Here is a 24,460-nt window from a genome sequence, read left to right on the forward strand (position 1 = left end):
TTGCAAAACCAGTAAATCAGGCAAATCTTTTCAGCCTTCGTGGATTACTTTTCCGGAAAACACATCTTCCGCGCAAGGATTCCGCCGCGATGACCGAGCTGAGCCACGATTTCCGCAGTTACAAGCTGAACGACCGTTACGAGATGACCAAGGGCCGGGTGTTCCTGACCGGCACCCAGGCGCTGGCCCGGGTTATGCTGGACCAGGCCCGCCGCGACAAGGAAGCAGGCCTGAACACCGCAGGATTTGTCTCCGGCTACCGCGGCTCGCCGCTCGGCGGGGTCGATCTGGAATTCTGGCGCGCCAAAGAGCGGATGCAGGAGAACCGTATCAAGTTCATGCCTGCCGTTAACGAAGACTTGGGCGCCACTGCCGTTCTGGGTGCTCAGCAGGCCATTCTGGACCCGCACTGCGAGGTCGAGGGCGTGTTTTCAATGTGGTACGGAAAGGGCCCGGGTGTGGACCGGTCCGGCGATGCACTGAAACACGGCAACGCATACGGCTCATCTGCCAGAGGCGGTGTACTGGTTGTCGCAGGCGATGACCACGGCTGCGTCAGCTCCTCGATGCCGCACCAATCAGACGTGGCCTTCATGTCCTGGTTCATGCCGGTGCTGAACCCGGCAGATGTGTCCGAATACCTGACCTTTGGCGAATACGGCTTTGCCCTGTCCCGCTACTCAGGCACCTGGGTCGGCTTCAAGGCGGTGTCGGAAACCGTGGAGAGCGCGCGCTCGGTGGAGCTGAAGCCGGACCGAGAATTCATCTACCCGGAGCTGCCGGATTACCCAGGCGGTCTGCATATCCGCCGGGCCGACCTGCCCTCGCCTGAAATCGAAACCCGCATCCACGCCAAGCTGGACGCGGTGCGCGCCTTTGCCGAGGCCAACCCGATCGACAAACGGATCTATGACATCAAGGACGCCCGTTTCGGCTTTGTCTCCACCGGCAAGGGGCATCTGGACCTGATGGAGGCGCTGCGGCTTCTGGGTCTGGACGAGGCCGCCTGCCGCCGCCTGGGTATCGACATCTACAAGGTCGGCATGGTCTGGCCGCTGGACCGCACCGATGCGCTGAAGTTCGTGAAAGGCAAACAGGAAGTGCTGGTTGTCGAAGAAAAACGCGGCATCATCGAAAGCCAGTTCAAGGAAAACTTCTACGACTGGCCCGGCAGCAAGCCGGAGAAGATGGTCGGCAAATACGACAGCCAGGGCGAGCCGCTGATCCCGTGGACCGGTGAGCTGAGTCCGCTGCTGCTGGCGCCCATTGTGGCTGCACGCCTGGACAAGTTTTTTCCGGAAGAGAACCTGCCGGCCAAAGCCGCTGCGCTAACTGCTGAACCGCCGAAAGTGCTGAACGTTCCCGGCGCCACCCGCACGCCCTACTTCTGTTCCGGCTGTCCGCACAACACATCTACCAAGCTGCCGGAAGGATCCAAGGCTTTCTCGGGCATCGGCTGCCATGTAATGGCCAGCTGGATGGACCGCGAAACCGCCGGCTATGCCCAGATGGGCGGTGAAGGCGTGCCGTGGACCGTGGCGTCTCAGTTCAATGGAAACAAACATGTGTTTCAGAACCTCGGCGAGGGCACCTGGTATCACTCCGGCTCGCTGGCCATCCGCCAGGCGGTCGCGGCCGGCACCAACATCACCTACAAGATCCTGTATAACGACGCGGTGGCGATGACCGGCGGCCAGCCGGTGGACGGACCGGTCTCAGTCCATGGCATCGCCCAGACCTGCCGCGCAGAAGGCGTGCAGCGAATTGCCCTGATCTCAGACAACATCGGCAAGTTCAGCCAAGGGGATTTCCCGAGCGGCACCACCTTCCATGACCGTGCGGAACTGGACACGGTGCAGCGTGAGCTGCGCAACATCCCCGGCGTCACCGTACTGATCTACGAGCAGACCTGCGCCACCGAAAAACGCCGCCGCCGCAAGCGCGGCAAGATGGAGGACCCGAAACGGTTTGCCTTCATCAACGACTTGGTCTGTGAGGGTTGCGGCGATTGCTCGGTTGAATCCAACTGCCTGAGCGTGGAGCCAAAAGAGACGCCGTTCGGGCGCAAACGCAAGATCAACCTCTCCACCTGCAACAAGGACTTCTCCTGCCTGAACGGCTTCTGCCCCAGCTTCGTCACCGTCGAAGGTGCCACCCGGCGCAAGAAGAAAACCGCCGGGCTGGACGCCGCCGTACTGACTGCCAAGCTACCCGCCCCGGACCTTCCGTCCCTGGCAGAGCCGTTTGACCTGCTCGTCACCGGAGTGGGCGGCACCGGCGTTGTCACGGTCGGTGCGCTGATCACCATGGCCGCACATTTGGAGGGCAAGGGGTCGAGCGTTCTGGACTTCACCGGGTTTGCGCAAAAATTTGGCACCGTGCTGAGCTACATCCGGCTCTCCAGTTCCCCGGACACGCTGAACCAGGTGCGGATTGATCAGGGCGGCGCGGATGCCGTTATCGGCTGCGACGTTGTCGTCAGCTCTGCGCCCAAGGCTTCGGTCCACTACCGCCCCGGTACCAAGGTAGTGCTGAACCGGGCGGAAATGCCTACTGGTGATCTGGTTCTGCGCCGCGACGCCGACCTGATGGCTGGGGTCCGCGAAAAAACCATCGCAGAAGCAGTGGGGCCGCAGAACCTGTCTGGTTTCAATGCCAACGAAGCCGCTGAGGCAATGCTCGGAGACGCAGTTTTGGCCAATGTCATGATGCTTGGCTTTGCTTGGCAGAAGGGGCTGGTGCCAGTGAGCGCGGGCGCGCTGGATCAGGCAATCGAGCTGAATGGTGTAGCGATCGAAAAAAACCGCCTCGCCTTCGCCATCGGGCGTGCCATGGCAGCGGACCCGGCGCTGGTGGAGAGCAACTACAAGGAAGCTCCGGAACAGGACGAAACGCTAAAGGAGCTGGTTGACCGGCGCGCTGCCTTCCTGACCGGATATCAGGATACCGCATATGCGTCGCGGTATCAGGACACGCTGGCAAGGTTCCGCGACGCTTTGCCTGCTGAGGTGCAGGAGCAGCTGACGACAGCAGCGGCCCGGTCTTTGTTCAAATTGATGGCCTACAAAGACGAATTCGAAGTTGCGCGTCTGCTGACCAGCGAGAAGTTCCGTCATCAGATCGAAGGCGAATTCGAGGGCGACTTTAAGGTCAACTACCACCTCGCGCCGCCGCTTTTGAGCCGCAGGAAGGATACCCGCGGCCGACCGCTGAAGCGCTCATTCGGCCCCTGGCTGCGCCCAGCCCTGAACCTGCTGGTCAAAGCACGCCGCCTGCGCGGCACCGCTTTCAACGTCTTTGGCTATCATGAGGAAGCCCGCCTGCACCGTAACTTGCTGGGATGGTACGAAGAAGCCCTCCGCTCCGTTGCTACGCGCTACACCCCGAAGACGCATGACGCGTGCATGGAAATCCTGCAGGCACCGATGGAAATCCGCGGTTATGGCCCGGTACGCCTGGAGGCCGCCAAAAAGGTCCGCACAGCAGCAGATGAAGCGCTGCGCGGCCTGTAAGCGAGTCTGTCACAAGCCGGCGTTGGGCTATCAGATATCCCAGTGCTGGCGCGTGAACTCGGTAAAAGCATCCATTTCCTCAGCCAGCGGTTCCCGTCCTGTGAACACCTTAAGATATTCTGGCGTCACTTCCAGACGGTGGGCATGGCTTTCGTTCGGGTCCGCCATGTCGTAGCCCAGTTGCATGTAATACAGCACCTTTGCGCGGGTCATGGCCTCACGCTCTGGGTAGCCATAGCGGGCAAACATCGCTGTTAGCGCCTCAACCCGGCGCCGGTCGGACCGGTCCAGCAGGCTGCGCACCTTGCCGGAGCGGCGCGACCAGTCACGCACCGCAAAATCCAGCGCTGTATTGAACAAGTTGGGATTGGTGATGCAATGGAAAACGTTCAGAACCGCCCCGGTGATGGTCTTGGCCGGCGCCTCCGCCTGACGCACCATGCCCGCTGTATTGGTCTGCTCCCAGGTTTTCAGAAGCGCATCCAGAAGATCCTGGCGCGACTTGAAATACCAATAGAAGGAAGACCGCGAAACCTGCATCCGCTCCGCCAGTGCCAGCACCTTGACCTGTTCCACCCCGTCAGAGATCAGCACATCCATCGCCACGTTCAGCCAATCGTTGCGGGTAACCTTGATATTACCGACCAGCGGCTCGGCCTCCGGGTCATCCCGGTGCAGAACAGGTTTTTGCGCCATGAGCGGCCTTTCAGATCATTTGCGTTTCCGCCACTCTATGCCGGGCCGCCCGTCTGCGCCAACAGAGCAACCCGATATGCCTGAGCTTGCTACCAGGATTGAGTGGCTTCCGCGACACACGCAAAAGCGGCCGGGCTATCAGGCTGTACAGACGGCTCATGCCCGCCTGCACGCCATCGTGACAAATTTTGACCGGTCTCTGGCGCAACATCCTGAATGCCTCCTCAATCGCTCTAAAAGCACGCCTCCAAGCTTGCCGGAGCCTGCAACGCTTTTTACAGCTTGGCAAAATTCCCCTTGCGAAGCCGGCGTCAGGCCAAATGGGGTTTGACTAAACGGCCTTTGGCGCGCGAAGGTGATGAAAAAAACAGGGGAAAACACGATCTCATGAGCGCCTTGAACCAGCTCGGCGGACAAATCTGAATGCGCCCGTTGCTGTCCGTCGAAAACCTCAGCATCGGTTTTGGCAAAGGAGACTCCGTTGTCAAAGACGTGAGCTTTGCTGTCCAGCCAGGGGAAACGCTTGCCCTGGTTGGGGAGAGCGGCTCCGGCAAGACGGTTTCCTGCCGCGCAGTGCTGCGCATACTCCCGAAGGTGGCGCAACTGCGGTCCGGACGGATCCTGCTGGAAACCCGCGGCAAAAAACTGGATTTGGCTTCGCTGGCTGAACGCGAGATGCGTGATGTACGCGGCAATACCATATCGATGATTTTTCAGGAGCCGATGCGGTCCTTGTCGCCTCTGCACCGGATCGGCAACCAGGTGTCCGAGGTTTTGTGGCTGCATGGGCGCAAATCCGAACGCGAGGCGCGTGATGTAGTCCTGGAGTGCTTTGAGCGGGTTGGCTTTCCAGAGCCAGAACGCACCTACCGCTCCTATCCGTTTGAATTGTCCGGCGGCATGCGCCAGCGGGCAATGATCGCCATGGCAATGGTGGCCAAACCGGACCTGCTGATCGCCGACGAACCGACCACCGCGCTCGACGTGACTACGCAGGCTCAGGTTCTGGGACTGATGAAGGACCTGCAGCGCGAAACCGGCATGGCGATGATCCTTGTGACTCATGATCTGGGTGTAGTTGCGAACATGGCCGAGCAGGTGGTGGTCATGCACAAGGGCCGGGTCATGGAATCCGGGCGCGCCGAACCCATGCTGCGGGCACCTGCCCATCCCTACACCAAGGCATTGTTTGATGCCGCACCGGAAATTCCGGATGCCGAAGTCGTCGCAATTCCACCTTCACGTGAAGACCTGATAATGGAGATGAAATCCGTCTCCAAGACTTACACGCTGCGGGCGGGTAAGGGCTGGCAAGCGCCGACCCTGATCCATGCGTGCCGTGAAATTGATCTGCGGGTGACCCGCGGCGAGACACTGGCTATCGTCGGAGAGAGCGGGTCAGGCAAGACCACCGCCGCCCGCATAGCTTTAGGAGCAGAGCCGCCTGATCCCGGCGGTGAGGTGCTGTTCCGGCCCGACCCCAGCTTGCCGCCGGTTACAGTGCATGACATGAACCGGGAGACGCGGACTGCCTTCCAGAAACAGGCCCAGATGGTGTTCCAGGACCCGTACTCATCCCTGTCACCACGGATGCGCATTCAAGACACGCTGATGGAACCGCTGGATATCCATCGCATTGCTTCCCGGGCCGAGCGTCGCGACAAAGCTGCGGAAATGCTGCGCCTAGTAGGTCTGTCGCCCGATATGCTGAAGCGTTACCCGCATGCATTTTCCGGCGGTCAGCGCCAGCGCCTGTCGATTGCGCGCGCCTTGATGCTGGATCCTGCACTGATTGTTTGCGACGAACCGACGTCGGCACTGGATGTCTCTGTTCAGGAACAGATCCTGCGCCTGCTGGAAGAAATCCGTGACCAGCAAAATCTGTCCTATCTCTTCATCAGCCATGACCTTGCTGTCGTGGCACGTATCGCTGATGAGGTTGCGGTAATGCGGCGCGGGCTGATCGTGGAGCAGGCACCGCCGGAAACTTTGTTCTACAATCCTCAGCACCCCTATACCAAGGCGCTGATCGCCGCCCAGCCCGAGCCTGATATCGACCGGCCGATCGACCTGAAGCTGGTGGCTCAGGGGGCGGGCGCACCCGAACATTGGCCCGATGCATTCCGGTTCGACGGCGCTGAAGCCCCGCCCCTGGTGGGATTGAAACACCTGGAACCTGGCCACAAGGTGCGCTGCCATGCTTGATGCCCTGAAACCCGTGCTGGCTGCCGTCTTCTGCATTGCGCCATTGCCCGCGCTAGCGGACATCACGGTGCAGGAAAGCAGTTTCTGGCGCTCCGAGGTTAAGGCAGGGTACCTGCCGCCCGCCGCCAAACGACTGCCCGACGTGCCGCTGGTGGTGGATCTGGCTGCCAAGGGCCGGGAGTTCGGCATTCAGGGCGGAACGCTCAATACAATGGTCACGCGTTCCAAGGACATCCGGCAGATGGTGGTCTACGGATACGCGCGGCTGGCAGGCTACGACGAGAAATACCAGCTAAAGCCGGACATCCTTCTGGGATACGAAAACGAAGGGAACCGCCGCTACACGCTGAAGCTGCGGCCCGGGCATCGCTGGTCCAACGGCGACCCGTTCACTTCTGACGATTTCCGTTACTGGTGGGACGATGTTGCAAATAACGAGCTTTTGAGCCCTGCCGGCCCGCCGGATTTTCTGAGAGTGATGGGAAAGCTGCCGCGGGTGAGTTTCCCTGACGAAACAACGGTAGTCTATGAATGGGACGACCCAAACCCCAGCTTCCTGCATATGCTGGCGCAGGCCCGACCGCCATTTATCTACCGTCCGGCCAAGTACTTGAAGCAATTCCATGCGGACTATGCCGACCCAGCGGTTCTGGAAGAAGAGGTCGATTACGCACGCGTAAAAAGCTGGGCTGCTCTGCACAACAAGTACGACAACATGTACAAGTTCGACAATCACGAGCTTCCGACGCTTCAACCCTGGATCAACGCCTCACCCGGCAAAAAGATCCGCCACCAGTTTGTGCGTAACCCCTATTACCACCGGATCGACAGCCACGGCGTCCAACTGCCCTACATTGACACTGTTGAGATGGAGATCGTCACCTCCGGGCTGGTAGCCGCCAAGTCGAATGCAGGGGAAGCGGATCTGCAGGCCCGCGGGTTGGACTTTCGCGACATTCCCATTCTGCGCAAGGGTGAAAAAGACAACTCCGGCTACAAGACATACCTCTGGGGTAACGGCGCTGCTTCGCAGATCGCCATTTACCCGAACCTGAACACCCGGGACCCTCTCTGGCGTGAAATTTTGCGCGATGTGCGGGTACGGCGCGCCTTGTCCCTTGCAATTAACCGCCGCGCTATCAACCGGGCACTTTACTTCAACTTGGCCAAGCCCGGCGCCATGACGGTGCTGGAACAAAGCGAGTTGTTCGACCCCGCGCTGCGCAATGCATGGGCCGAGTTTAATCCGGAGCAGGCAAACCGCCTGCTGGACGAAGCCGGGTTAACCGAAAAGGATGGTTATGGCATCCGCTATCTTCCCGACGGGCGCCTGATGGAATTGATCGTCGAAACTGCAGGCGAGCGGCAGGAGGTGGAGAACGCTCTGCAGATTATTGCTGATGACTGGCGTGATGTCGGGGTAAAACTCATCATGCGCCCGCTGGACCGCGACATTCTGAGAAACCGGGTCTTTTCCGGCAACTCCATGGCCTCTGCCTGGTTCGGCTGGGACAACGGCCTGCCCCAGTCCTACACGTCACCGGTGTACCTTGCCCCCACAGACCAGGTCTTTTTGTCATGGCCGAAGTGGGGTCAATACTATCAGACCGGCGGCAGCGCAGGGGAGCCGCCAGACATGGAACCGGCCCAGCAGCTGCTTTCCCTCCTGCAGGACTGGGACATGGCCACGACAAAGGATGAGCGCCTCGCAGCCTGGCGCGCCATGCTGCAGATCCACGCCGATCAAGTCTACGCCATCGGTGTGGTTGCCGCCGCACCTCAGCCGGTGGTCGTCAGCAAGCGGCTGCGCAACGTGCCGGAGCAGGCGATTTGGGCCTGGGATCCCGGCGCACATTTCGGCGTCTACCGGCCGGACGAGTTCTACTTCGAGGATGGCTTGGACTGATGGAAATAGTGCGATATGCCATCTACCGCTTTGGCACCATGCTGATGACACTCCTGGTGGTGTCGGTGCTGATTTTTGTCATCATCAACCTGCCGCCCGGCGACTACTTGTCGAACCAGATCGCCGAGTTGCAAGCGACCGGACAGTCCGCGGGCGTTGCCAAGGCGGAATTCCTGCGCAAGGAATATGCACTCGATAAGCCGCTTTGGCAGCAGTACATGATCTGGATGGGTTTCATGCCGGGGCCGCACGGGTTTTCCGGCATGATCCAGGGCAATTTCGGCTGGTCATTCGAATTTGACAGCCCCGTGGCTGATATCGTTGGCGACAGTTTGTGGCTGACGGTGCTGGTGAACCTGGCCGCGGTGGTCTTTGTCTATGCCGTTGCCCTGCCCCTGGGCGTTCTGGCGGCTGCCCGTGCCCGTACCTGGGTCGACTACACCACAGCCTTTGTCGGCTACCTCGGCCTCGCCACTCCGAACTTCCTGCTGGCCTTGATCCTGTTCTATTACGGGCACCGCTGGTTTGATCTGCCGATCGGCGGGCTTATGGCCCCAGAATACGAGGGGATGCCAATGAACTGGGACAAGGTGAAATCCATTCTGGTGCACCTCATTGTTCCGACCTTCGTGATTGGTACTGCCGGCGCATCTGCGATGATGCAGCGGCTGCGCGCCAACATGCTGGATGAGCTGGGCAAGCCATATGTGGAGACCGCAATTGCCAAGGGTATGGCGCCATCCCGCATGCTGGCAAAGTACCCGCTGCGGGTAGCCTTCAACCCCTTTGTTGCCGACATCGGCAATCTGCTGCCTTCCATGATCTCCGGTTCGGTCCTCGTTTCTGTGGTGCTGGGCCTGCAGACCATAGGCCCGACTCTGCTGACTGCGCTCAAGACCCAGGATATGTTCCTGTCTGGTTTCGTGCTGATGTTCGTCGCGCTGCTCACCCTGATCGGCACCATGATTTCGGATGTGCTGCTGGTGCTGCTTGATCCCAGAATCCGTTACGAAGGGCGCGACGCATGACACATCTGCCCGACGGACGTTTTGTCGATGACGAACCCTTCGACCCCCAGGCCTCGCTGCTGGAGCTGGAGCGCAAGGATCTGGACGCCCCGAACTGGCTGCTGGTCTGGCGCAAGTTCAAGACCCACAAGCTGGGTCTGATTTCCGGCATCTTCCTCTTTGTTGCTTACTTCCTGATCCCCTTTGCCGGCTTTATCGCGCCTTACGGACCCAACCAGCGGTTTTCAGAACACCTCTACTCACCGCCGCAATCGATCAAACTTTTCCACGAGGGCGAGTTTGTCGGCCCCTTCGTCTACCCGATGACCTCTGAGGCCAACCTCGAGACCTTCCAGTGGGAATTCAAGCCGGACACCTCGCGCCCGCTCAAGCTCAAGTTTTTCTGTGAAGGCAGCACCTATAACCTCGCAGGCTTCATAGAAAGCAACCGGCACCTGTTCTGCGCCAGCGAAGAGGCGACAATTTTCATTATGGGCTCCGACCGCCTGGGCCGCGACATCTTCAGCCGCGTTTCCTACGGCGCGCAATTATCTCTGACAGTTGGCCTGATCGGGATTACCGTATCTTTCGTTCTTGGTATCTTCTTCGGCAGTGTCGCCGGGTACTTCGGCGGCCGTGTCGACTGGGCTGTGAACCGGGTGATCGAAATCCTTAGATCGTTGCCTGAACTGCCCTTGTGGCTCGCCCTGTCCGCTGCGGTTCCCTCGAACTGGTCGCCGGTTGCGGTGTTTTTCATCATCTCCATCATTCTCGGCATTCTCGACTGGCCTGGACTGGCCCGTTCCGTGCGTGCCAAATTCCTGTCGCTTCGGGAAGAGGAATACGTCCGTGCGGCGGAGATGATGGGGGCCTCTTCCGGGCGGGTGATCCGCAAGCATCTGCTTCCCAACTTCATGTCGCATCTGATCGCCTCCGCCACCTTGTCGATCCCGGCAATGATCCTGGGCGAAACCGCATTGTCCTTTCTCGGGCTCGGCTTGCGTGCGCCGGCGGTCAGCTGGGGTGTGATGCTGAATGACGCCCAGAACCTCACCTCTGTCGAGATCTACCCTTGGCTGGCCATTCCGATGTTGCCGATTGTCGTTGTCGTGCTTGCTTTCAATTTCCTTGGCGACGGGCTGCGCGATAGCCTTGATCCCTATCAGCATTGAGCCTGCTAACTGCACTCCCCGCTGCGGACCAATTCCGCCTGACTGGCAGCGGCCAATGGCTCAGTGCCTTTGCGGTCACCGAACTGGCTAACGCCTCGATCGCGGCGGTTGGGCTGGAACTGGCCAGGCTGATAGAAGTGCTCAACCTTGCTCCGTCTGCGCCGGAAGTCACGGTTGATCAGCGCTTGGCCGCGCTCTGGTTCGGCTACAGTTTCCGGCCTGAGGGCTGGGAGCTGCCAAACCTTTGGGACGCAATAGCAGGCGTATACGAAACACAGGACGGTTGGATCCGCTTGCATACCAACTTGCCGCATCACCGCCAGGCCGCGCTGCAAGTGCTTGGCTGCGCAGGCACGCGGAAGGCCGTGACCGCTGCGGTTAGGCACTGGCAGGCTGACAGCCTGGAGAGCGCAACCGTGGCTGCAGGCGGCGTGGCCGCCGCAATGCGCAGCCGCTCGGAGTGGCGGCAACACCCTCAAGGCCGCGCCGTGGCGGCAGAGCCGCTGACTCACTGGATTTCCCCCCGGCCCATCCATCTGAGAGACCGGCCGCAGGCAACTGCAGAACGCCCGCTTGCCGGTTTGCGGTTGCTCGATCTGACGCGCGTTATTGCCGGGCCCGTCTCCACTCGAACTCTGGCCGGTTTTGGTGCTGATGTACTGCGCATCGACCCGCCCGGCTGGGACGAACCCGGTGTGATCACCGATGTTTCGCTAGGCAAACACATGGCCGCGCTTGACCTGACCAAAGGCGAAGACCGGCTGGTTTTCGAAACCTTGCTTGCGCAGGCTGATGTGATTGCGCACGGCTACAGGCCCGGCGCGCTGGACAACTTAGGATATGACGCAGACACACGCCGGCAGCTTGCACCCGGCGCAGTAGAGGTGTCACTGGATGCCTATGGATGGACCGGTCCTTGGTCCGCGCGGCGCGGATTTGACAGTCTGGTGCAAATGAGCGCTGGCATCGCCGATGCAGGCCGCGACTGGGCTGGGTCCGGCACCCCCCACCCTTTACCGGTACAGGCGCTGGACCATGCAACCGGATACCTTATGGCCGCTGCAGTGTTGTCCGCACTTACAGCCGCGGCGCGGGGTGCGGCAGTCCCTTCCGCCCGGCTGTCCCTTGCCCGGACGGCAGAATTGCTTGCAGGGATGGAAAAGTCTGCCAATGGCCCGGATATTGGCGGGCCGGGAGATGGAGATTATTCACAGCTTATTGAACGCAGCGGCTGGGGACCAGGACACCGGCTTGCAGCTCCGCTCAGCCTAAACGGAACGGCAATGAACTGGGACCTGCCCGCCGCCCGCTGCGGCAGCAGCCCTGCCTGCTGGCCTGACTAACAAGCTTACCGCATTGCGCGGCTGAAAGGGGGCACAAGGGCACACACGCGCACTGATGCTCAGCGGTCATCGCCGTCAGGTCCGCCCATGTCTTCCAGCATGTCTTCATCTATGGCGGCCTGCACAGCACCAAGCGCGGCGTCCTTCTGTTTAGGCGTCGCCCCTTCCGCCTGATCCGGGGCCAGACGCACCGTGACCTCACGGTGGGCAAACTTGACGCCTTCCCGCGCGAACAGCTCGCGGATTTCCTGGTACACCCGCTTGCGCACAATCCACTGATCCCCCGGCTTGGTCATGAATTTCACACGAATGATCATTGCCGAGTCTTGCATCTCGATCACACCCTGGGACTTCAGGGGCTGAATGAACGTATGCCCGACAACCGGATCATCCATTAGGGTCTGGCCCAGCTTCTTGATCAGCTTGCGGACCTTTTCCACGTCGGTGTCATAGGTAACCCGCAGCGGCAATTTCATCATCACCCAGTCACGGGAGTAATTGGTCAGAACCTTGATCTCTCCAAACGGAATTGTATGCAGCGCGCCAAGGTGATGGCGCAGCTGGAAGGAACGGACTGAAATTTTCTCAACAGTGCCTTTTACATCTCCGATGTCGATGTATTCGCCTTTGCGGAATGCATCATCGATGAGGAAAAAAGCACCGGAGAAAATGTCCCTCACAAGGGTCTGGGAACCAAAGCCTACCGCCAATCCGACCACGCCGGCACCTGCAAACAGCGGGCTGACATTGATTCCAAGTTCCAACAGCAGGATGAGCACGATGGAAACCAGAACCACGGCCAGAATTGCTCCGCGGAACAGAGGCAGCAATGTGGCCAACCGACTGGCGCCCCCCGCACCGCCTTCATCGCCGAGTTCGGCCACAGGAATGTCGCCAACCTCCTCATCAATCTTGCTGTCGATCCAAATCCGGAACAGGTGATAGACGATATACCCAATAAACAGAATGACGGTTACATCCACCATGCGCTCGGCAGCAGTAGTGCTCAGCCAGCTTGCATCAGGGCTCCAGACAATGAGCAGCGAGTAGGCACCGACAACAAAAGCCAGGATGCCCGCAACACGGCGAGCCAGGTCTTCGTAGGTAGCAATCGGGTGTACCACCTGCTCGGAGATCTCATCTTCGTTATCGAATCCACCAGACTCATCAGGTGCAGCATCCAGTGTTGCCGCAACTCGTTCTGCTCCTTCGGCGCCAAGCGGGTCTGACTGCTCCGGCGATCCATCTTCAGCAGTTGCAATCACATCAGCCGGAGCTGCATGTCCTGTTTCTAGAACGGCAGGCTCAGGTTGCTCAGCGGTTTCCAGGGCCTCTGACATGGCATGGGTCTGGTATGCTCGGCGAAAATACCGCTCGATCAGATAGTTTATCGCTCCGTAAACAACCAGAATTGTGGTCAGGACGAAATAGCTGCCCGCCATCAGAGGGATAGAAACCTCGTGTTCCAGCACAAGGTCAAAGGCCAGCTTGAGCCAGCCAAACACCATGTAGATCATTAATCCCGGCGCCCAGGCCACAGCAAGGAAGCGCACCAGCCAAGAGCAATCTTCAGGCATCCGGCCAGCCCGGATGGCATTGGAAATCGCACGCCCATTGACCAGAACCATCAAGAGGTTGCCAAGCGTTCCGACCAGTGCAAGCACTCCATAAACAAGCGCATAAACGTTGTAGTTCAGCCCGAAATCCCCGACCCAGGTTGCAAAGAGCGTCGACGAAATGTCGTATGTCGCCAGCAAAGACGCCCAAATATACAGCCGCTTGGCGTCCCTGTCGGAGAAAACCGGGATGCGGTACTGCGCCAGAAAGGGTGAAAGAACCATCCGCCACAAGTCTGAGACGGTCCTGGCCAAAAAGTAGGCCGTGTAAATCGCTGTGACCGTGAACTCGATAGATGGATCACCTGAGGAACCAAAGACCAGATGCGAAATCAAAGCTGCGAAGATCATTGCAAAAATCGTCGCGCCGATTCCCATCAGGAAGCGGAATACCAGAAAAGGCATCTTATCCTGGTAGCCTTCAGGAGTTGCTTGGATCCGAGCAACCACAAACCTTTTTGCAAAGCGTTTGCCGTAGATCTCCACCGACAGCCAGCGGCCAACCAGCAGGAACAGCACACTCCAGCCCAGCACCTCTACATATGTCATGATGCGCCCATCCGGGCTGGTCTGGCGCAGAATGTACTGCATTTCGAACACTGAGTAAGGCAGCGCTTCCAGGCGGCTGTTCAGTTCCGCACGAAAAGCCGCAACCCTGGACTGTGCTTTCATTAGCGCGGAAGGCTGCTCCATCACATCCGTGCTGGTTTCGCCGGTTTGCGGCCCCGCTTCCGGCGGCGCATTGAGCAACCGCCCGCTGCTGTCCACAACCAGCACACTGACACCGTTTTCAGCGGCCTGCTCTATCGCCTGGGACAGAGCCTCAGCTCCGCTTGCGTCACTTTCCTGGGCGCTGGTGTGAGCTGTCAGCCCGAAACCCAGCAGCAAGCAGAGCAAAAATCGAAACAGGGCATGCAGCATCTCGGGCTATCCTTATGGAAACTTGAGCCAAATTAACCATCTGCCGGGCCGTTGCGCAAATGGCGCGCACGCAAATTACCGTGCGCCTTGCAACAATGCCGCACGATTGCATGCACCCCGGCTCCGGGCTATACAAATTCAGATATCTGCCCAACGGGCGGACAGCCGCAATGCCGCGGCCCCGGCAGCAACCAGTCTGGACCGGAAGCGGCTGAAGAAAATACTGACCACGCCCTGCTGTAAATGGACACCGGGCGTGCAAACTGAGGCGGAAGATGGCCGAGCATGAAAGCACGCGCCCGGAGACGAGCGGCAGCAACGGTTGCCGTTTTTTCTCTGCCGCTGCTCCCTGGTGCCTGACCCTGTCCGGCAATCCTTTCAGGCAATGACATGACGGAAACAGGCATCCCCCATTCCCAGGCAGAATTCACCAGGCGCGGCCCCCGTATCATGTTCTATAGCCATGACACATTCGGGCTTGGACACCTGCGCCGGTCGCGGGCGCTGGCAGGTGCGATCACCTCAGCCGACCCTGACGCCTCGGCCCTGATCCTCACAGGCTCGCCGGTGGCAGGCCGGTTTTCCTTTCCGTCCAGGGTCGACCATGTACGTTTGCCCGGCGTAATCAAGCGTGCTGACGGCTCCTATGCGTCGCGCACAATGGGAATGAGCATCGAGGAAACTGCAGAGTTGCGCGCGGCCCTGATCCGTTCAACCGTGGAACAATATGATCCGGATGTGCTGGTCGCTGACAAAGAGCCGACAGGTTTTCGCGGCGAGCTGATGCCGGCACTCGATCTGCTGAAGACACGCGGCCGTTGCAGGATGGTTCTGGGCCTGCGGGATGTGCTTGACGAACCTGAAGTGCTGGCAGCCGAATGGGAGCGTAAGCACGCGGTAGAAGCCACACGTGATTTCTACGATGAGATCTGGGTCTACGGCCCTCGTTCCGTATACGATCCGACCGCAGGGCTGCCCTTCACGCCGGAAATGCAGGCACGCATGCATTGGACCGGCTATTTGCGCCGCGATCTTGGCCAGGTTGGGGAACCGCCCGAGCAACCCTACCTTTTAGTCACGCCCGGCGGCGGCGGTGATGGCGAAATGATGGTTGATCTGGTACTGTCTGCCTATGAGGCCGACCCGGACCTCTCTCCCCGTGCGGTTCTGGTTTACGGTCCTTTCTTGTCCGGAGAGACCCGTGAGGATTTCGAAGAACGCGTTGCCCGCCTGAATGGCCGCGTCACCGCAGTTGGTTTTGAATCCCAGATTGAAACCCTGTTTGCCGGCGCAAAGGGCGTTGTTTGCATGGGAGGGTACAACACCTTTTGCGAGGTTCTTTCTTTTGACAAGCCAGCAGTGATTGTGCCCCGTACGACACCACGGCTGGAGCAATGGATACGCGCCAGCCGGGCTGAAGAGATCGGCCTCACTACAATGCTGGACGAAACCCGTGATGGATGGACAGCACCAGCATTGGCCAAGGCGATCCGTGCGCTGGCAACACAGCCTCCTCCCTCTGCCGCCGGCTCTGAAGGCTTGCTGGACGGGCTGGACTATGTGACCCGGCGCGTTGCATCGCTGCTTCAGGACACCCGCAAAGAGGCCGCCGAATGAACACTGCCCGCCCGCCGCTTGCGGTGGTGGTCAAGGGCTGGCCGCGCCTGTCCGAGACCTTCATCGCGCAGGAGCTGGTTGCCCTTGAGGCAGCTGGCCATGACTTTGAAATCTGGTCGCTGCGCCACCCGACCGACATTAAGCGCCATCCCTTGCACAGGCAGCTGAAGGCCAGGGTGAACTACCTGCCAGAGTATCTGTACGAGGAACCGGATCGGGTCTGGCGCGCCCGTGCTGCCGCACAACAAATGGTGGGTTACGAAGAGGCATACCAGATCTGGCGCGCCGACCTGCGCCGGGATGCAACCCCCAACCGCATCCGCCGGTTTGGCCAAGCCTGTGTACTGGCAGCAGAGATGCCCGATGAGGTGCTTGGCCTGTATGCGCATTTCCTGCACACGCCTTCTTCTGTCGCCCGTTACGCAGCGATCATGCGCGGTCTGCCATGGAGTTTTTCGGCCCATGCCAAGGACATCTGGACCTCGCCAAACTGGGAGATCCGCGAAAAGCTTTCCCGGACCCATCATGGTGCCGCCTTCGGCGCCACTTGCACCGGATTTGGCGCCAGACACCTGCAGGCAATGGCTGACACACCTGACCGGGTCGATCTCGTATACCACGGGCTGGACCTTACACGCTTTCCCGCTCCACCGGAACGTCAGCCGCGCTTGCCCCAGGACCCGGTTCACTTCATGTCTGTCGGACGCCTGGTCGAGAAAAAAGGTTTCGACAGGCTGATCGCTGCGCTGGCCTTGCTTCCCGCGGGCCTTGACTGGCACTGGACCCACATCGGCGGCGGCGGGCTGGGCGACTTGCTGCAGGGCATGGCCGAAGACGAAGGCATTTCCGATCGCATTACCTGGCGTGGTGCTTGCGACCAACCTGAAGTGATAGAGGCCATGCGGTCCTCGGACCTGTTCATTCTGCCCAGCCGGGTAGCCGCAGACGGCGACCGCGACGGACTGCCCAATGTCCTGATGGAAGCGGCATCGCAAACACTTCCGATCCTTTCGACCCCTGTGTCGGCGATTCCTGAGTTCATAGACCACGGCATCCACGGTCTGCTTAGCGAAGACAGTCCGGAGGCGCTTGCCGAAGCGATGCTCTATGCTGCCCGCCAGCCGCAGAAGCTTGCTGAGATGGCGGGTGCCGCCCTTGCACGCTTGCGCACAGATTTTGGCATGGACCCCGGCATTACGCAGCTTTCCAAGCGGCTGAATGCAATGCTGCAGTGCGATTGATGGCGGTGCTGCCCGGAACGGGAAAACGGGTTGCCTTTTACGCCCCGATGAAGCCGCCTCACCACCCTGTGCCCTCCGGTGATCGTGAAATTGCCCGCAATTTGATTGATCTCATGAGCTCAAGCGGCGCCGAAGTGCAACTGGTGTCAGACATTCGGACCTATGACAAACACGGCGATACCGAGCTGCAAAGCAATCTGCGCTCACAGGCAGCAATCGAATCCAGCCGCCTAATTGAAAAAATGCAGGAGGCGGACCTCTGGGTCACTTATCACAACTACTACAAAGCGCCGGACCTGATCGGTCCTGTCGTGGCGCACGCCCGCGGCATACCCTACGTGCAAATCGAATCTACCCGCGCAAAAAAAAGGCTGACTGGAGGCTGGGAGCACTTCGCCAAGGCAGCCCATGCCGCAGCCGATGCGGCCGCCGCGATTTTCTATTTCACTGAACAGGACCGCTTCGCGCTGGAACGCGACCGGTTCGGCAATCAGACAGTGGCACCTCTCCCTCCCTTCCTGCCTCTTAGCGCACTGCCTGCTGCGTCCTCTCTGGACGGACCGATGCTGACAGCAGGCATGATGCGCGCGGGCGATAAACTTGCCTCCTACAGCATTATTGCAGAAACGCTTGCCCATCTGCCGGGCGATTGGCGTTTGGACATTGGCGGCGACGGCCCGGCCCGGCCCGAAATCGAGGCGCTGATGTCTCCCTTCTCGGATAGGGTTCGCTTTCTTGGCCAGCTCAGCCGTGCAGAACTGGCCAAGGCCTATGAAAATGCAAGCCTTTTTCTGTGGCCTGGCGTCAATGAGGCCTTTGGAATGGTTTTTCTTGAGGCGCAAGCCCATGGCCTGCCGATCGTTGCCCAGGACCGCCCTGGCGTTCGGGATGTATTGCTCCCTGGTCACTACCCAGCTGCCGAGGAGGGAGGAGAGGCTCTTGCGTCGTTTGCTGGCCAGCTGCTTGCAAACCGCTCTCTGCGCAATGAGACTGCCCTGAAAGCCCGCACGCATATTGCAAACAGGCATCTTGCGCCTGCCGCCGCCAAGCGGTTCTGGGATACCGTTCTGCCACTGATGGAGCCTTCTGAGTGATCCGTCTTGCCCTATTACGACATGGCCACACCGCCTGGAACCGCGCTGGCCGCATCCAGGGCCGCAGCGATATCCCGCTAGATGACGCGGCCCGGGCGGAGCTGCGCGGCTATGCTCTGCCCGCGGAGTGGAAGCAAGCAATGCTCTGGTCCAGCCCGCTGATTCGCGCAGCAGAAACCGCTCTGCTTGTCGCCGGACACCCTCCCCGCACCTCACCTGAGCTGACAGAAATGAACTGGGGCGATTGGGAAGGCCTTCATGGCGCGGAATTGAAAGCAGACCCGAGCAGCGGTTTCCGCGATATCGAGAGCTGGGGCTGGGACTATCGCCCGCCCGGCGGGGAAACTCCAAAAGAGGTCTGGTCCAGGATTGCGCCCTGGCTTAGCGGGTTGACCCAGGACGCTCTTGCCGTCTGCCACATCGGTGTCATGCGGATGATTTTGGCACGAGCGCATGGCTGGGACTTCAACGGCCCTGCCCCATTTCGCATTAAACGCAACCGCCTGTTCGTCGTGGAAGTTGACGAGACAAACCTCATACCTTGGGCAAACCCGGTGCGGCTGCTTCGCAAGGATGACTCATGAAAGTCCTGATTGCCGTCACGCACCTGCTGGGTACCGGCCACTTGTCCCGCGCGCTGACATTGGCCCGGGCTTTCGACGCGGCAGGCCATAAAGTGCAGATTGCGTCTGGCGGGTTTCCTGCGCCGCAGCTGAGCGCCGAGGGAATCGAGCTGATCCAGCTGCCACCGCTGCGTTCGGATGGGTTGGATTTCACACGGCTTATGGCGGACGATGACGCGCAGGCAGATGAGGCATATCTGGCACGCCGCCAATTGGCCCTTTGCACTGCGCTGCGAGACCTGCAGCCTGACGTCTTGCTCACAGAGCTCTACCCCTTTGGGCGCCGCTCCCTGCGCAGGGAGTTCCTCGCCCTCCTGGAGACCGCTCACGCGCAGCCACTGCGGCCAGTTATCCTGTCATCCATCCGCGATATCCTCGCGCCGCCCTCCAAACCGGAGAAAGCGGAAAGGGCAGATGCAGTCGTCGCAAAATATTATGATGCGGTGCTGGTCCATTCCGACCCCGCTGCCACCCGGCTCGAAGCCAGCTGGCCGGTCTCCGGTTCGCTTGCAGCCAAACTGCGCTACACCGGTTATGTGGCCCCTACTGCCGCGGGCCCGCACCCGCAGCAGGCAGGAACTGGAGAAGTTTTGGTAAGCGCAGGCGGCGGCAATGTTGGCACACCGCTCTACCGTTGTGCCTTGGATGCTGCAAGGCTGATGCCGGACACCTCCTGGCGGCTGCTGGTAGGCGGATCAGATGCAGAGATGCGCATTGCGGAGTTTGCCAGGACCGGCTCCCCAGCCCTGCTGGAACCCGCCCGCAAAGATTTCCGCCAAATGCTTTGCCACGCGGCCGCCTCTGTCAGCATGTGCGGTTACAACACCACGCTAGATCTTTTGCAGGCAGGCACGCCTGCCGTCTTGGTGCCGTTCGACGCTGGAAACGAGACCGAACAGGGCCTGCGTGCTGCCAGCCTTGCTCCACTGGACGGCATCAAAGTGCTCAAGACGGCAGAGCTCTCTCCCGAAACGCTATGCACTGCGGTCAAGGCGGCAATGCAGGCTCCGCCGCGGCTAGCAGGCGGTTTCAGGTTTGACGGAGCCGCCCGGAGCGTGGAGATTGCCGCAGAGCTTGCAGGAGGGCGAGAATGACGGCGGATTGGAGCAGTCTGGACCGGGAGCTGGGTCACTGGCAAGAAGCGGGAATGACGCTGCCCCTGTGGTGGCGGGACGACGATGCGATGTCACATTCCGCCGAGCTTGAACGGTTGGCAGCGCTCTCAGAAGACCTTGATCTGCCGGTGCATTTGGCCGTGATCCCGCATGGTGCTACACTTGATTTGGCCCGGTTTGTCGCAGAGAATCCGACGCTCATCCCGATCATCCACGGCTGGGCGCACCAAAACCACGCGCCTGCGGGCGAAAAGAAGGCCGAGTTCGGTGCCCACCGCTCGCTGGAGGAGCTGCTGGACGATGCTGAGCGCGGCCTGACTGCATTGCAGAAGATGTTTGGCAGCAGCCTGCGGCCAATGTTCGTTCCACCGTGGAACCGGATCTCGCCTGACCTGCTGACTTGGCTGGCGGGTGCGGGTTTCACTGCGGTTTCGACGTTCACACCGCGCAAGGCAGCCAAACCCGCCTCTGGCCTCTTGCGGGTGAATGCACATCTGGATCCGGTTGACTGGAAAGGCGGCCGCGGTCTTCTGCCGCCTGAGCAACTGATCAAGCAGGTGGTTCGCCAGCTGCGTGACCGGCGCCTTGGTGATGCAGACAATGCGGAACCTTATGGGCTCCTCACCCACCATCAGGTGCATGATGAAGCTATCTGGTCTTTCATCAGCGCACTGGCTGGAAGACTGCTGGCTGGTCCGGGGGAGGCCTGGATTTATGACGAGAGGATGTCCTGAATGAGCCGTCTCGATTCCATGCTGCGCCGCCTGACCGCCCAGCGCGACGGCCTGAACTGGGCCGCGAAGCAAATCAGTGCGATGGATGGCGATGTTCTGGACATGGGGCTCGGCAATGGGCGCACCTATGACCACCTGTGCGAAATCCTTGACAGCCGAAGAATCTGGGTGATTGACCGGATTTTGCAATGCCACCCTTCCTGCGTGCCGCCAGAGAAGGATTTTCTGCAGGGCGAAGCAAGGCCGATGCTGGAGCGGCTCGCCACTGAAGGCCGCAAGATAGCCTTGGCGCATTATGATTTCGGTTTTGGCGTCAAGGAGAAAGACGTCGCCGAGGCCACAGCCCTGTCGCCAGCAATTGCCCGGGTCATGGTGCCGGGCGGAATCATCGTCTCAGGTCAGCCGCTATCCGGGTTCGAGAAACTGGGCGGCCCCGAAGGCATACCCGCGGGGCGCTATATGTTTTATCGCGTCAACTGACGCCAGCGCTGCCCGGCGCAGGGCCGGGAAACGCTGGGCACGCGCGCTTCAACCGCCCCTGGCGCAGTCCATTCAAGCTACCCGCAGGCCACGCGCCCAAACCCCGCGCAAAGCCGGAGTGCCTGATTTGAGGCCGAACCGGATCAGGTCGGCACGCTTGCCAGTCTCCAATCGTCCCCGGTCGTCTAGCCCAACCGCGGCGGCAGGTGCATGGGTCACGGTGCCCATCCCCCGCGCCATATCCCCCCACAGGCTGCCCAGCTTGGCTGCCGCCATCAGCAGCGCCGCAGGCACATAGTCAGACGATAGAATGTCCAGCAGTTCCAGCTCCGCCAGTTCCTGCGCTGCCACATTGCCGGAATGCGAGCCTCCGCGGACCAGGTTCGGTGCCCCCATCATGACCCTGATGCCAAAGGCGTGGCATGCTTGTGCGGCTTCTACCGTGGTCGGAAACTCGGCTAGGCGGATGCCATGTTCCGCAGAGACAGCCACCTGAGCCGCGGTGGTATCATCATGGCTTGCCAGCACAGCACCAAACCGCTTTGCAGCTTTAACAGCCTCCGCTTCGTGCAAGGCCCCATAAGTTTCTTGCAGCTCCATCAAATGCGCGATGTGGGCGTGGAATGCAGCGTCATCAAAGCCGTGTTTTCCCTTTACATACTGCTCCAGCTTGGAGAGGTCCCGGAACTGGCGCTGCCCCGGTGTGTGATCCATAAGCGAGACCAGCCCGACACGGTCGCCTTCTCCAAAAGCATTCAGCTCCTCCACCAGGGTATCAGTGCAAACCTCTGCCCGAAGATGCAGGAAGTGGGAGATTTTCAGCGCATCAGCAGCCCGCAGCTCCAGAAGCTCCGATGCCAGCTGCCGGGCATAAGCGCCATAACGGCTTTCGCGGCGGCTGATCGACCCGACGCGCATGGCGTCAAAAACTGTGGTGATGCCGGTACCAGCAAGCTCTGCGTCATGGGCAATAATTGCGCTGGCATGCGGCCAGCCCACCTTTGGGCGTGGCTGGATGTGGCGTTCCAGGTTGTCCGTGTGCAATTCCACCAAACCTGGACTGACGTAATCTCCTGCGCAGTCCACAGCACCAGCCGGCACCGACCGTCCTTCGGAAATGTCTGCAATCACACCACCAGCGATTTTCACACTGCCGGTTCGGATCTCACCCGGCAGTACCAAAGCGGCATTGGCAAGGATCATCTCTTCTGTCATCTGAACTTCACATCTTTCGAGCTATGGAAGGCCACGTTTAGGAGGCCAATGTGACATTCACGCGATACGCGATCTATTACGCCCCACCCGCGGAAATGGAGTGGAGCCGGTTTGCCGCCAGCTGGCTCGGCTGGGATATTGAATCGGGTGCTGAGCTGCCCCATCCGGCCGTGAATTATCTGGACATTGGCGAGATCACGGATGTGCCGCGCAAATACGGATTGCACGCAACGATGAAACCGCCGTTCCGTCTTGCCCCAGGCCAGTCCGCCGCTTCGCTGGAATCGGCTTGCGAAACCTTCGCCGCGGCTCAGAAACCTGTCATCCTTGATGGCCTTCATCTGGCCCGCCTTGGCCGTTTCCTGGCCTTGTGTCCAACCGGAGACCAAACGGCGCTGAAGGTCCTGGCCGCGGCCTGCGTCACGGAACTCGACGCGTTTCGAGCTCCCGCTTCCGAGGCCGAGCTGCAGCGCCGACGGGCTGCGGGCTTGACGCCCGTGCAGGACGAGAACCTCTCCCGATGGGGCTACCCTTATGTTCTGAACCAGTTCCGGTTTCACATCACCCTCACAGGTAAGCTGCCAAAACCAGAACTGCCTGCCGTCGAAACCGCGCTGGAGACGCATCTGCTTCCGTTGCTGCCTGCGCGCATTGTGATCCGCGATTTGGCGTTGGTCGGCGAGGCAAAGGACGGCAAGTTTCATCTGATCCACCGCTACGCCCTCTCTGGCTGAAGGGCTGCCAGCGCAGCGTTCACCGCAGCGCTCAGGGAACCGCTGTTGTCGATCTGATGGACACGGTTCAGTCCTGTCGGCAGCGGGCTGACGGCGCGGGCAAGACGCCGCTGCACTTCATCCCTGTCTTCCCGCCCGCGGGAAGCAAGCCGGTCTGCCAGCACCTCAGGGCGTGCGGTCACCGACAGCACAATAAAATCTCCAAATTTTTTCTGGGCCTCCAGCAGCACAGCCCGGGAAAGGTTCACCAGTACTCCGCCCGCGCCCTCACGCAAGCTTTCAATGTCGCGGGAAATGCCATAGTGCAGCCCATGCGCCCGCCAGTGCAGCGAAAAAACACTGTTTCCGGCCAGGGCGGAGAACTCTGCTTCTGATACCGCCTGATAATTCTCACCTCCCGCCTCCGGCGCGCGGGTGATCACCCGGCGCATTAACCGCAGTTGGGGGCCAGAAACAGCAAGAGCGGACATGAGGCTGTCCTTGCCAACCCCCGACGGTCCAACCACAGCGATAACCGGGCCTTTCTTGACTGATACGCTCATGCCGCTGCCCTGGGAGAAAATTCAGTGACGTCCACAAAGCGATCACAAACCTGTTCACGTGCTGCTTCATCGTGGAAGATCCCAATGATCGCCGCTCCGCGCGCTTTTGCTTCCTCAATCAGCGCCAGCACTGTGGCTCGGTTCCGGGTATCCAAACTAGCCGTTGGTTCATCCAGCAGCATTGCGGGATAGTCATAAGCAAATCCGCGCGCGATGTTCACCCTCTGCTTCTCACCGCCGGAAAACGTCGTCGGGCTCAACCCCCATAGCCGTTCCGCGATATTGAGCTGTGTGAGCAACGAAGCAGCCTTGCTGCGTGCCTGATCCACCGGTGTGCCAACGGACAGCAGCGGTTCGGCCACCACATCCAGAGCAGGCACCCGCGGCACTACCCGCAGGAACTGGCTGACATAGCCCAGCGTCTCACGCCGCAAGGCCAGGATTTCGCGAGGCTCGGCCTTGGCAACATCGACACAGCCGACCATGACACTGCCGGAAGCAGCAAGGTAGTTGCCGTAAATAACCCGCATCAGGGTTGACTTGCCGGCCCCGGACGCTCCGGTCAATCCGACACACTCTCCGGGTTTCACACTCAGCGTGGCGTGTTGCATCACTGGGATCACCGCGCTGCCTTGATTGTGCAGCGTGAAGCTCTTGCATACATTCTTCAGTTCAATCATCACCCTA

Annotated in this window: 19 protein-coding genes; 14 read left to right on the plus strand and 5 right to left on the minus strand. The window is 60.2% G+C overall.

Annotated elements, in window-relative coordinates:
• Positions 1 to 89: 89 nt before the first annotated feature.
• Positions 90 to 3,512 (plus strand): indolepyruvate ferredoxin oxidoreductase family protein, encoded by a 3,423-nt coding sequence (locus RA21_RS12890; RefSeq protein ID WP_039149463.1) that lies wholly within the window; start codon positions 90 to 92, stop codon positions 3,510 to 3,512.
• A gap of 30 nt (positions 3,513 to 3,542) precedes the next feature.
• Here the strand turns inward: RA21_RS12890 and RA21_RS12895 are convergent, their stop codons facing one another.
• The gene (locus RA21_RS12895) at positions 3,543 to 4,208 is read right to left on the minus strand and encodes a TetR/AcrR family transcriptional regulator (RefSeq protein ID WP_019297208.1); all 666 of its coding nucleotides are present in this window, start codon (positions 4,206 to 4,208) and stop codon (positions 3,543 to 3,545) included.
• Positions 4,209 to 4,631: 423 nt separating this feature from the next.
• Between RA21_RS12895 and RA21_RS12900 the strand changes: the two genes are divergently transcribed.
• The 5 genes from RA21_RS12900 to RA21_RS12920 are packed head-to-tail and all read left to right on the plus strand — an operon-like array spanning position 4,632 to position 11,841.
• Positions 4,632 to 6,413, plus strand: coding sequence for an ABC transporter ATP-binding protein (locus tag RA21_RS12900; protein ID WP_019297209.1), 1,782 nt, complete (start codon positions 4,632 to 4,634; stop codon positions 6,411 to 6,413).
• A complete protein-coding gene (locus RA21_RS12905; RefSeq protein WP_019297210.1) occupies positions 6,406 to 8,319 on the plus strand; it encodes an ABC transporter substrate-binding protein in 1,914 nt (637 codons plus the stop codon). Before RA21_RS12900 ends, RA21_RS12905 begins: the two co-directional genes overlap by 8 nt.
• Positions 8,319 to 9,347 carry an ABC transporter permease gene (locus tag RA21_RS12910; protein WP_039149464.1) on the plus strand — a complete coding sequence of 343 codons (1,029 nt, stop codon included), beginning with the start codon at positions 8,319 to 8,321 and terminating at the stop codon, positions 9,345 to 9,347. Before RA21_RS12905 ends, RA21_RS12910 begins: the two co-directional genes overlap by 1 nt.
• Entirely contained in the window at positions 9,344 to 10,498 is a 1,155-nt protein-coding gene (locus RA21_RS12915) for an ABC transporter permease (protein WP_019297212.1), read from the plus strand. Before RA21_RS12910 ends, RA21_RS12915 begins: the two co-directional genes overlap by 4 nt.
• A complete protein-coding gene (locus RA21_RS12920) occupies positions 10,495 to 11,841 on the plus strand; it encodes a CoA transferase (protein WP_019297213.1) in 1,347 nt (448 codons plus the stop codon). The genes RA21_RS12915 and RA21_RS12920 overlap by 4 nt, the downstream gene beginning before the upstream one ends.
• Positions 11,842 to 11,900: 59 nt before the next feature.
• On the opposite strand, the gene RA21_RS12925 is transcribed toward RA21_RS12920, so the two are convergent.
• Positions 11,901 to 14,378: a mechanosensitive ion channel family protein gene (locus RA21_RS12925; RefSeq protein ID WP_039149467.1), complete on the minus strand. Its 2,478-nt coding sequence runs from the start codon at positions 14,376 to 14,378 to the stop codon at positions 11,901 to 11,903.
• Between the two features lie 390 nt (positions 14,379 to 14,768).
• Here RA21_RS12925 and RA21_RS12930 point away from each other — a divergent pair, with 390 nt between their 5' ends.
• The 7 genes from RA21_RS12930 to RA21_RS12960 are packed head-to-tail and all read left to right on the plus strand — an operon-like array spanning position 14,769 to position 21,282.
• Positions 14,769 to 15,995 (plus strand): glycosyltransferase, encoded by a 1,227-nt coding sequence (locus tag RA21_RS12930; protein WP_019297215.1) that lies wholly within the window; start codon positions 14,769 to 14,771, stop codon positions 15,993 to 15,995.
• Positions 15,992 to 17,236 carry a glycosyltransferase gene (locus tag RA21_RS12935; RefSeq protein ID WP_039149470.1) on the plus strand — a complete coding sequence of 415 codons (1,245 nt, stop codon included), beginning with the start codon at positions 15,992 to 15,994 and terminating at the stop codon, positions 17,234 to 17,236. Before RA21_RS12930 ends, RA21_RS12935 begins: the two co-directional genes overlap by 4 nt.
• Positions 17,236 to 18,330 carry a glycosyltransferase family 4 protein gene (locus RA21_RS12940; protein ID WP_039149473.1) on the plus strand — a complete coding sequence of 365 codons (1,095 nt, stop codon included), beginning with the start codon at positions 17,236 to 17,238 and terminating at the stop codon, positions 18,328 to 18,330. The genes RA21_RS12935 and RA21_RS12940 overlap by 1 nt, the downstream gene beginning before the upstream one ends.
• The gene (locus tag RA21_RS12945) at positions 18,327 to 18,914 is read left to right on the plus strand and encodes a histidine phosphatase family protein (protein WP_039149476.1); all 588 of its coding nucleotides are present in this window, start codon (positions 18,327 to 18,329) and stop codon (positions 18,912 to 18,914) included. The genes RA21_RS12940 and RA21_RS12945 overlap by 4 nt, the downstream gene beginning before the upstream one ends.
• Complete coding sequence (locus RA21_RS12950; RefSeq protein ID WP_039149479.1) at positions 18,911 to 20,047, plus strand: glycosyltransferase family protein; 1,137 nt, start codon at positions 18,911 to 18,913, stop codon at positions 20,045 to 20,047. Before RA21_RS12945 ends, RA21_RS12950 begins: the two co-directional genes overlap by 4 nt.
• Positions 20,044 to 20,802 (plus strand): polysaccharide deacetylase family protein, encoded by a 759-nt coding sequence (locus RA21_RS12955; protein ID WP_039149480.1) that lies wholly within the window; start codon positions 20,044 to 20,046, stop codon positions 20,800 to 20,802. Before RA21_RS12950 ends, RA21_RS12955 begins: the two co-directional genes overlap by 4 nt.
• On the plus strand, positions 20,803 to 21,282 hold the full coding sequence (locus RA21_RS12960) for a class I SAM-dependent methyltransferase (RefSeq protein ID WP_039149482.1): 480 nt from the start codon (positions 20,803 to 20,805) through the stop codon (positions 21,280 to 21,282). It abuts the gene before it with no gap.
• A gap of 72 nt (positions 21,283 to 21,354) precedes the next feature.
• Here the strand turns inward: RA21_RS12960 and RA21_RS12965 are convergent, their stop codons facing one another.
• Positions 21,355 to 22,497 (minus strand): alpha-D-ribose 1-methylphosphonate 5-triphosphate diphosphatase, encoded by a 1,143-nt coding sequence (locus RA21_RS12965; RefSeq protein WP_039149483.1) that lies wholly within the window; start codon positions 22,495 to 22,497, stop codon positions 21,355 to 21,357.
• 50 nt (positions 22,498 to 22,547) lie between these two features.
• Here RA21_RS12965 and RA21_RS12970 point away from each other — a divergent pair, with 50 nt between their 5' ends.
• Positions 22,548 to 23,231 (plus strand): DUF1045 domain-containing protein, encoded by a 684-nt coding sequence (locus RA21_RS12970; protein ID WP_039149486.1) that lies wholly within the window; start codon positions 22,548 to 22,550, stop codon positions 23,229 to 23,231.
• Here RA21_RS12970 and phnN read toward each other — a convergent pair.
• Both phnN and phnL read right to left on the minus strand, forming a co-directional pair.
• Complete coding sequence (phnN, locus tag RA21_RS12975; protein ID WP_039149487.1) at positions 23,213 to 23,773, minus strand: phosphonate metabolism protein/1,5-bisphosphokinase (PRPP-forming) PhnN; 561 nt, start codon at positions 23,771 to 23,773, stop codon at positions 23,213 to 23,215. The genes RA21_RS12970 and phnN overlap by 19 nt on opposite strands.
• The gene (phnL, locus tag RA21_RS12980) at positions 23,770 to 24,453 is read right to left on the minus strand and encodes a phosphonate C-P lyase system protein PhnL (RefSeq protein WP_039149489.1); all 684 of its coding nucleotides are present in this window, start codon (positions 24,451 to 24,453) and stop codon (positions 23,770 to 23,772) included. The genes phnN and phnL overlap by 4 nt, the downstream gene beginning before the upstream one ends.
• Positions 24,454 to 24,460: the final 7 nt, after the last annotated feature.

This window comes from Leisingera sp. ANG-DT (genome assembly GCF_000813785.1).
Classification (GTDB): Bacteria; Pseudomonadota; Alphaproteobacteria; order Rhodobacterales; family Rhodobacteraceae; genus Leisingera.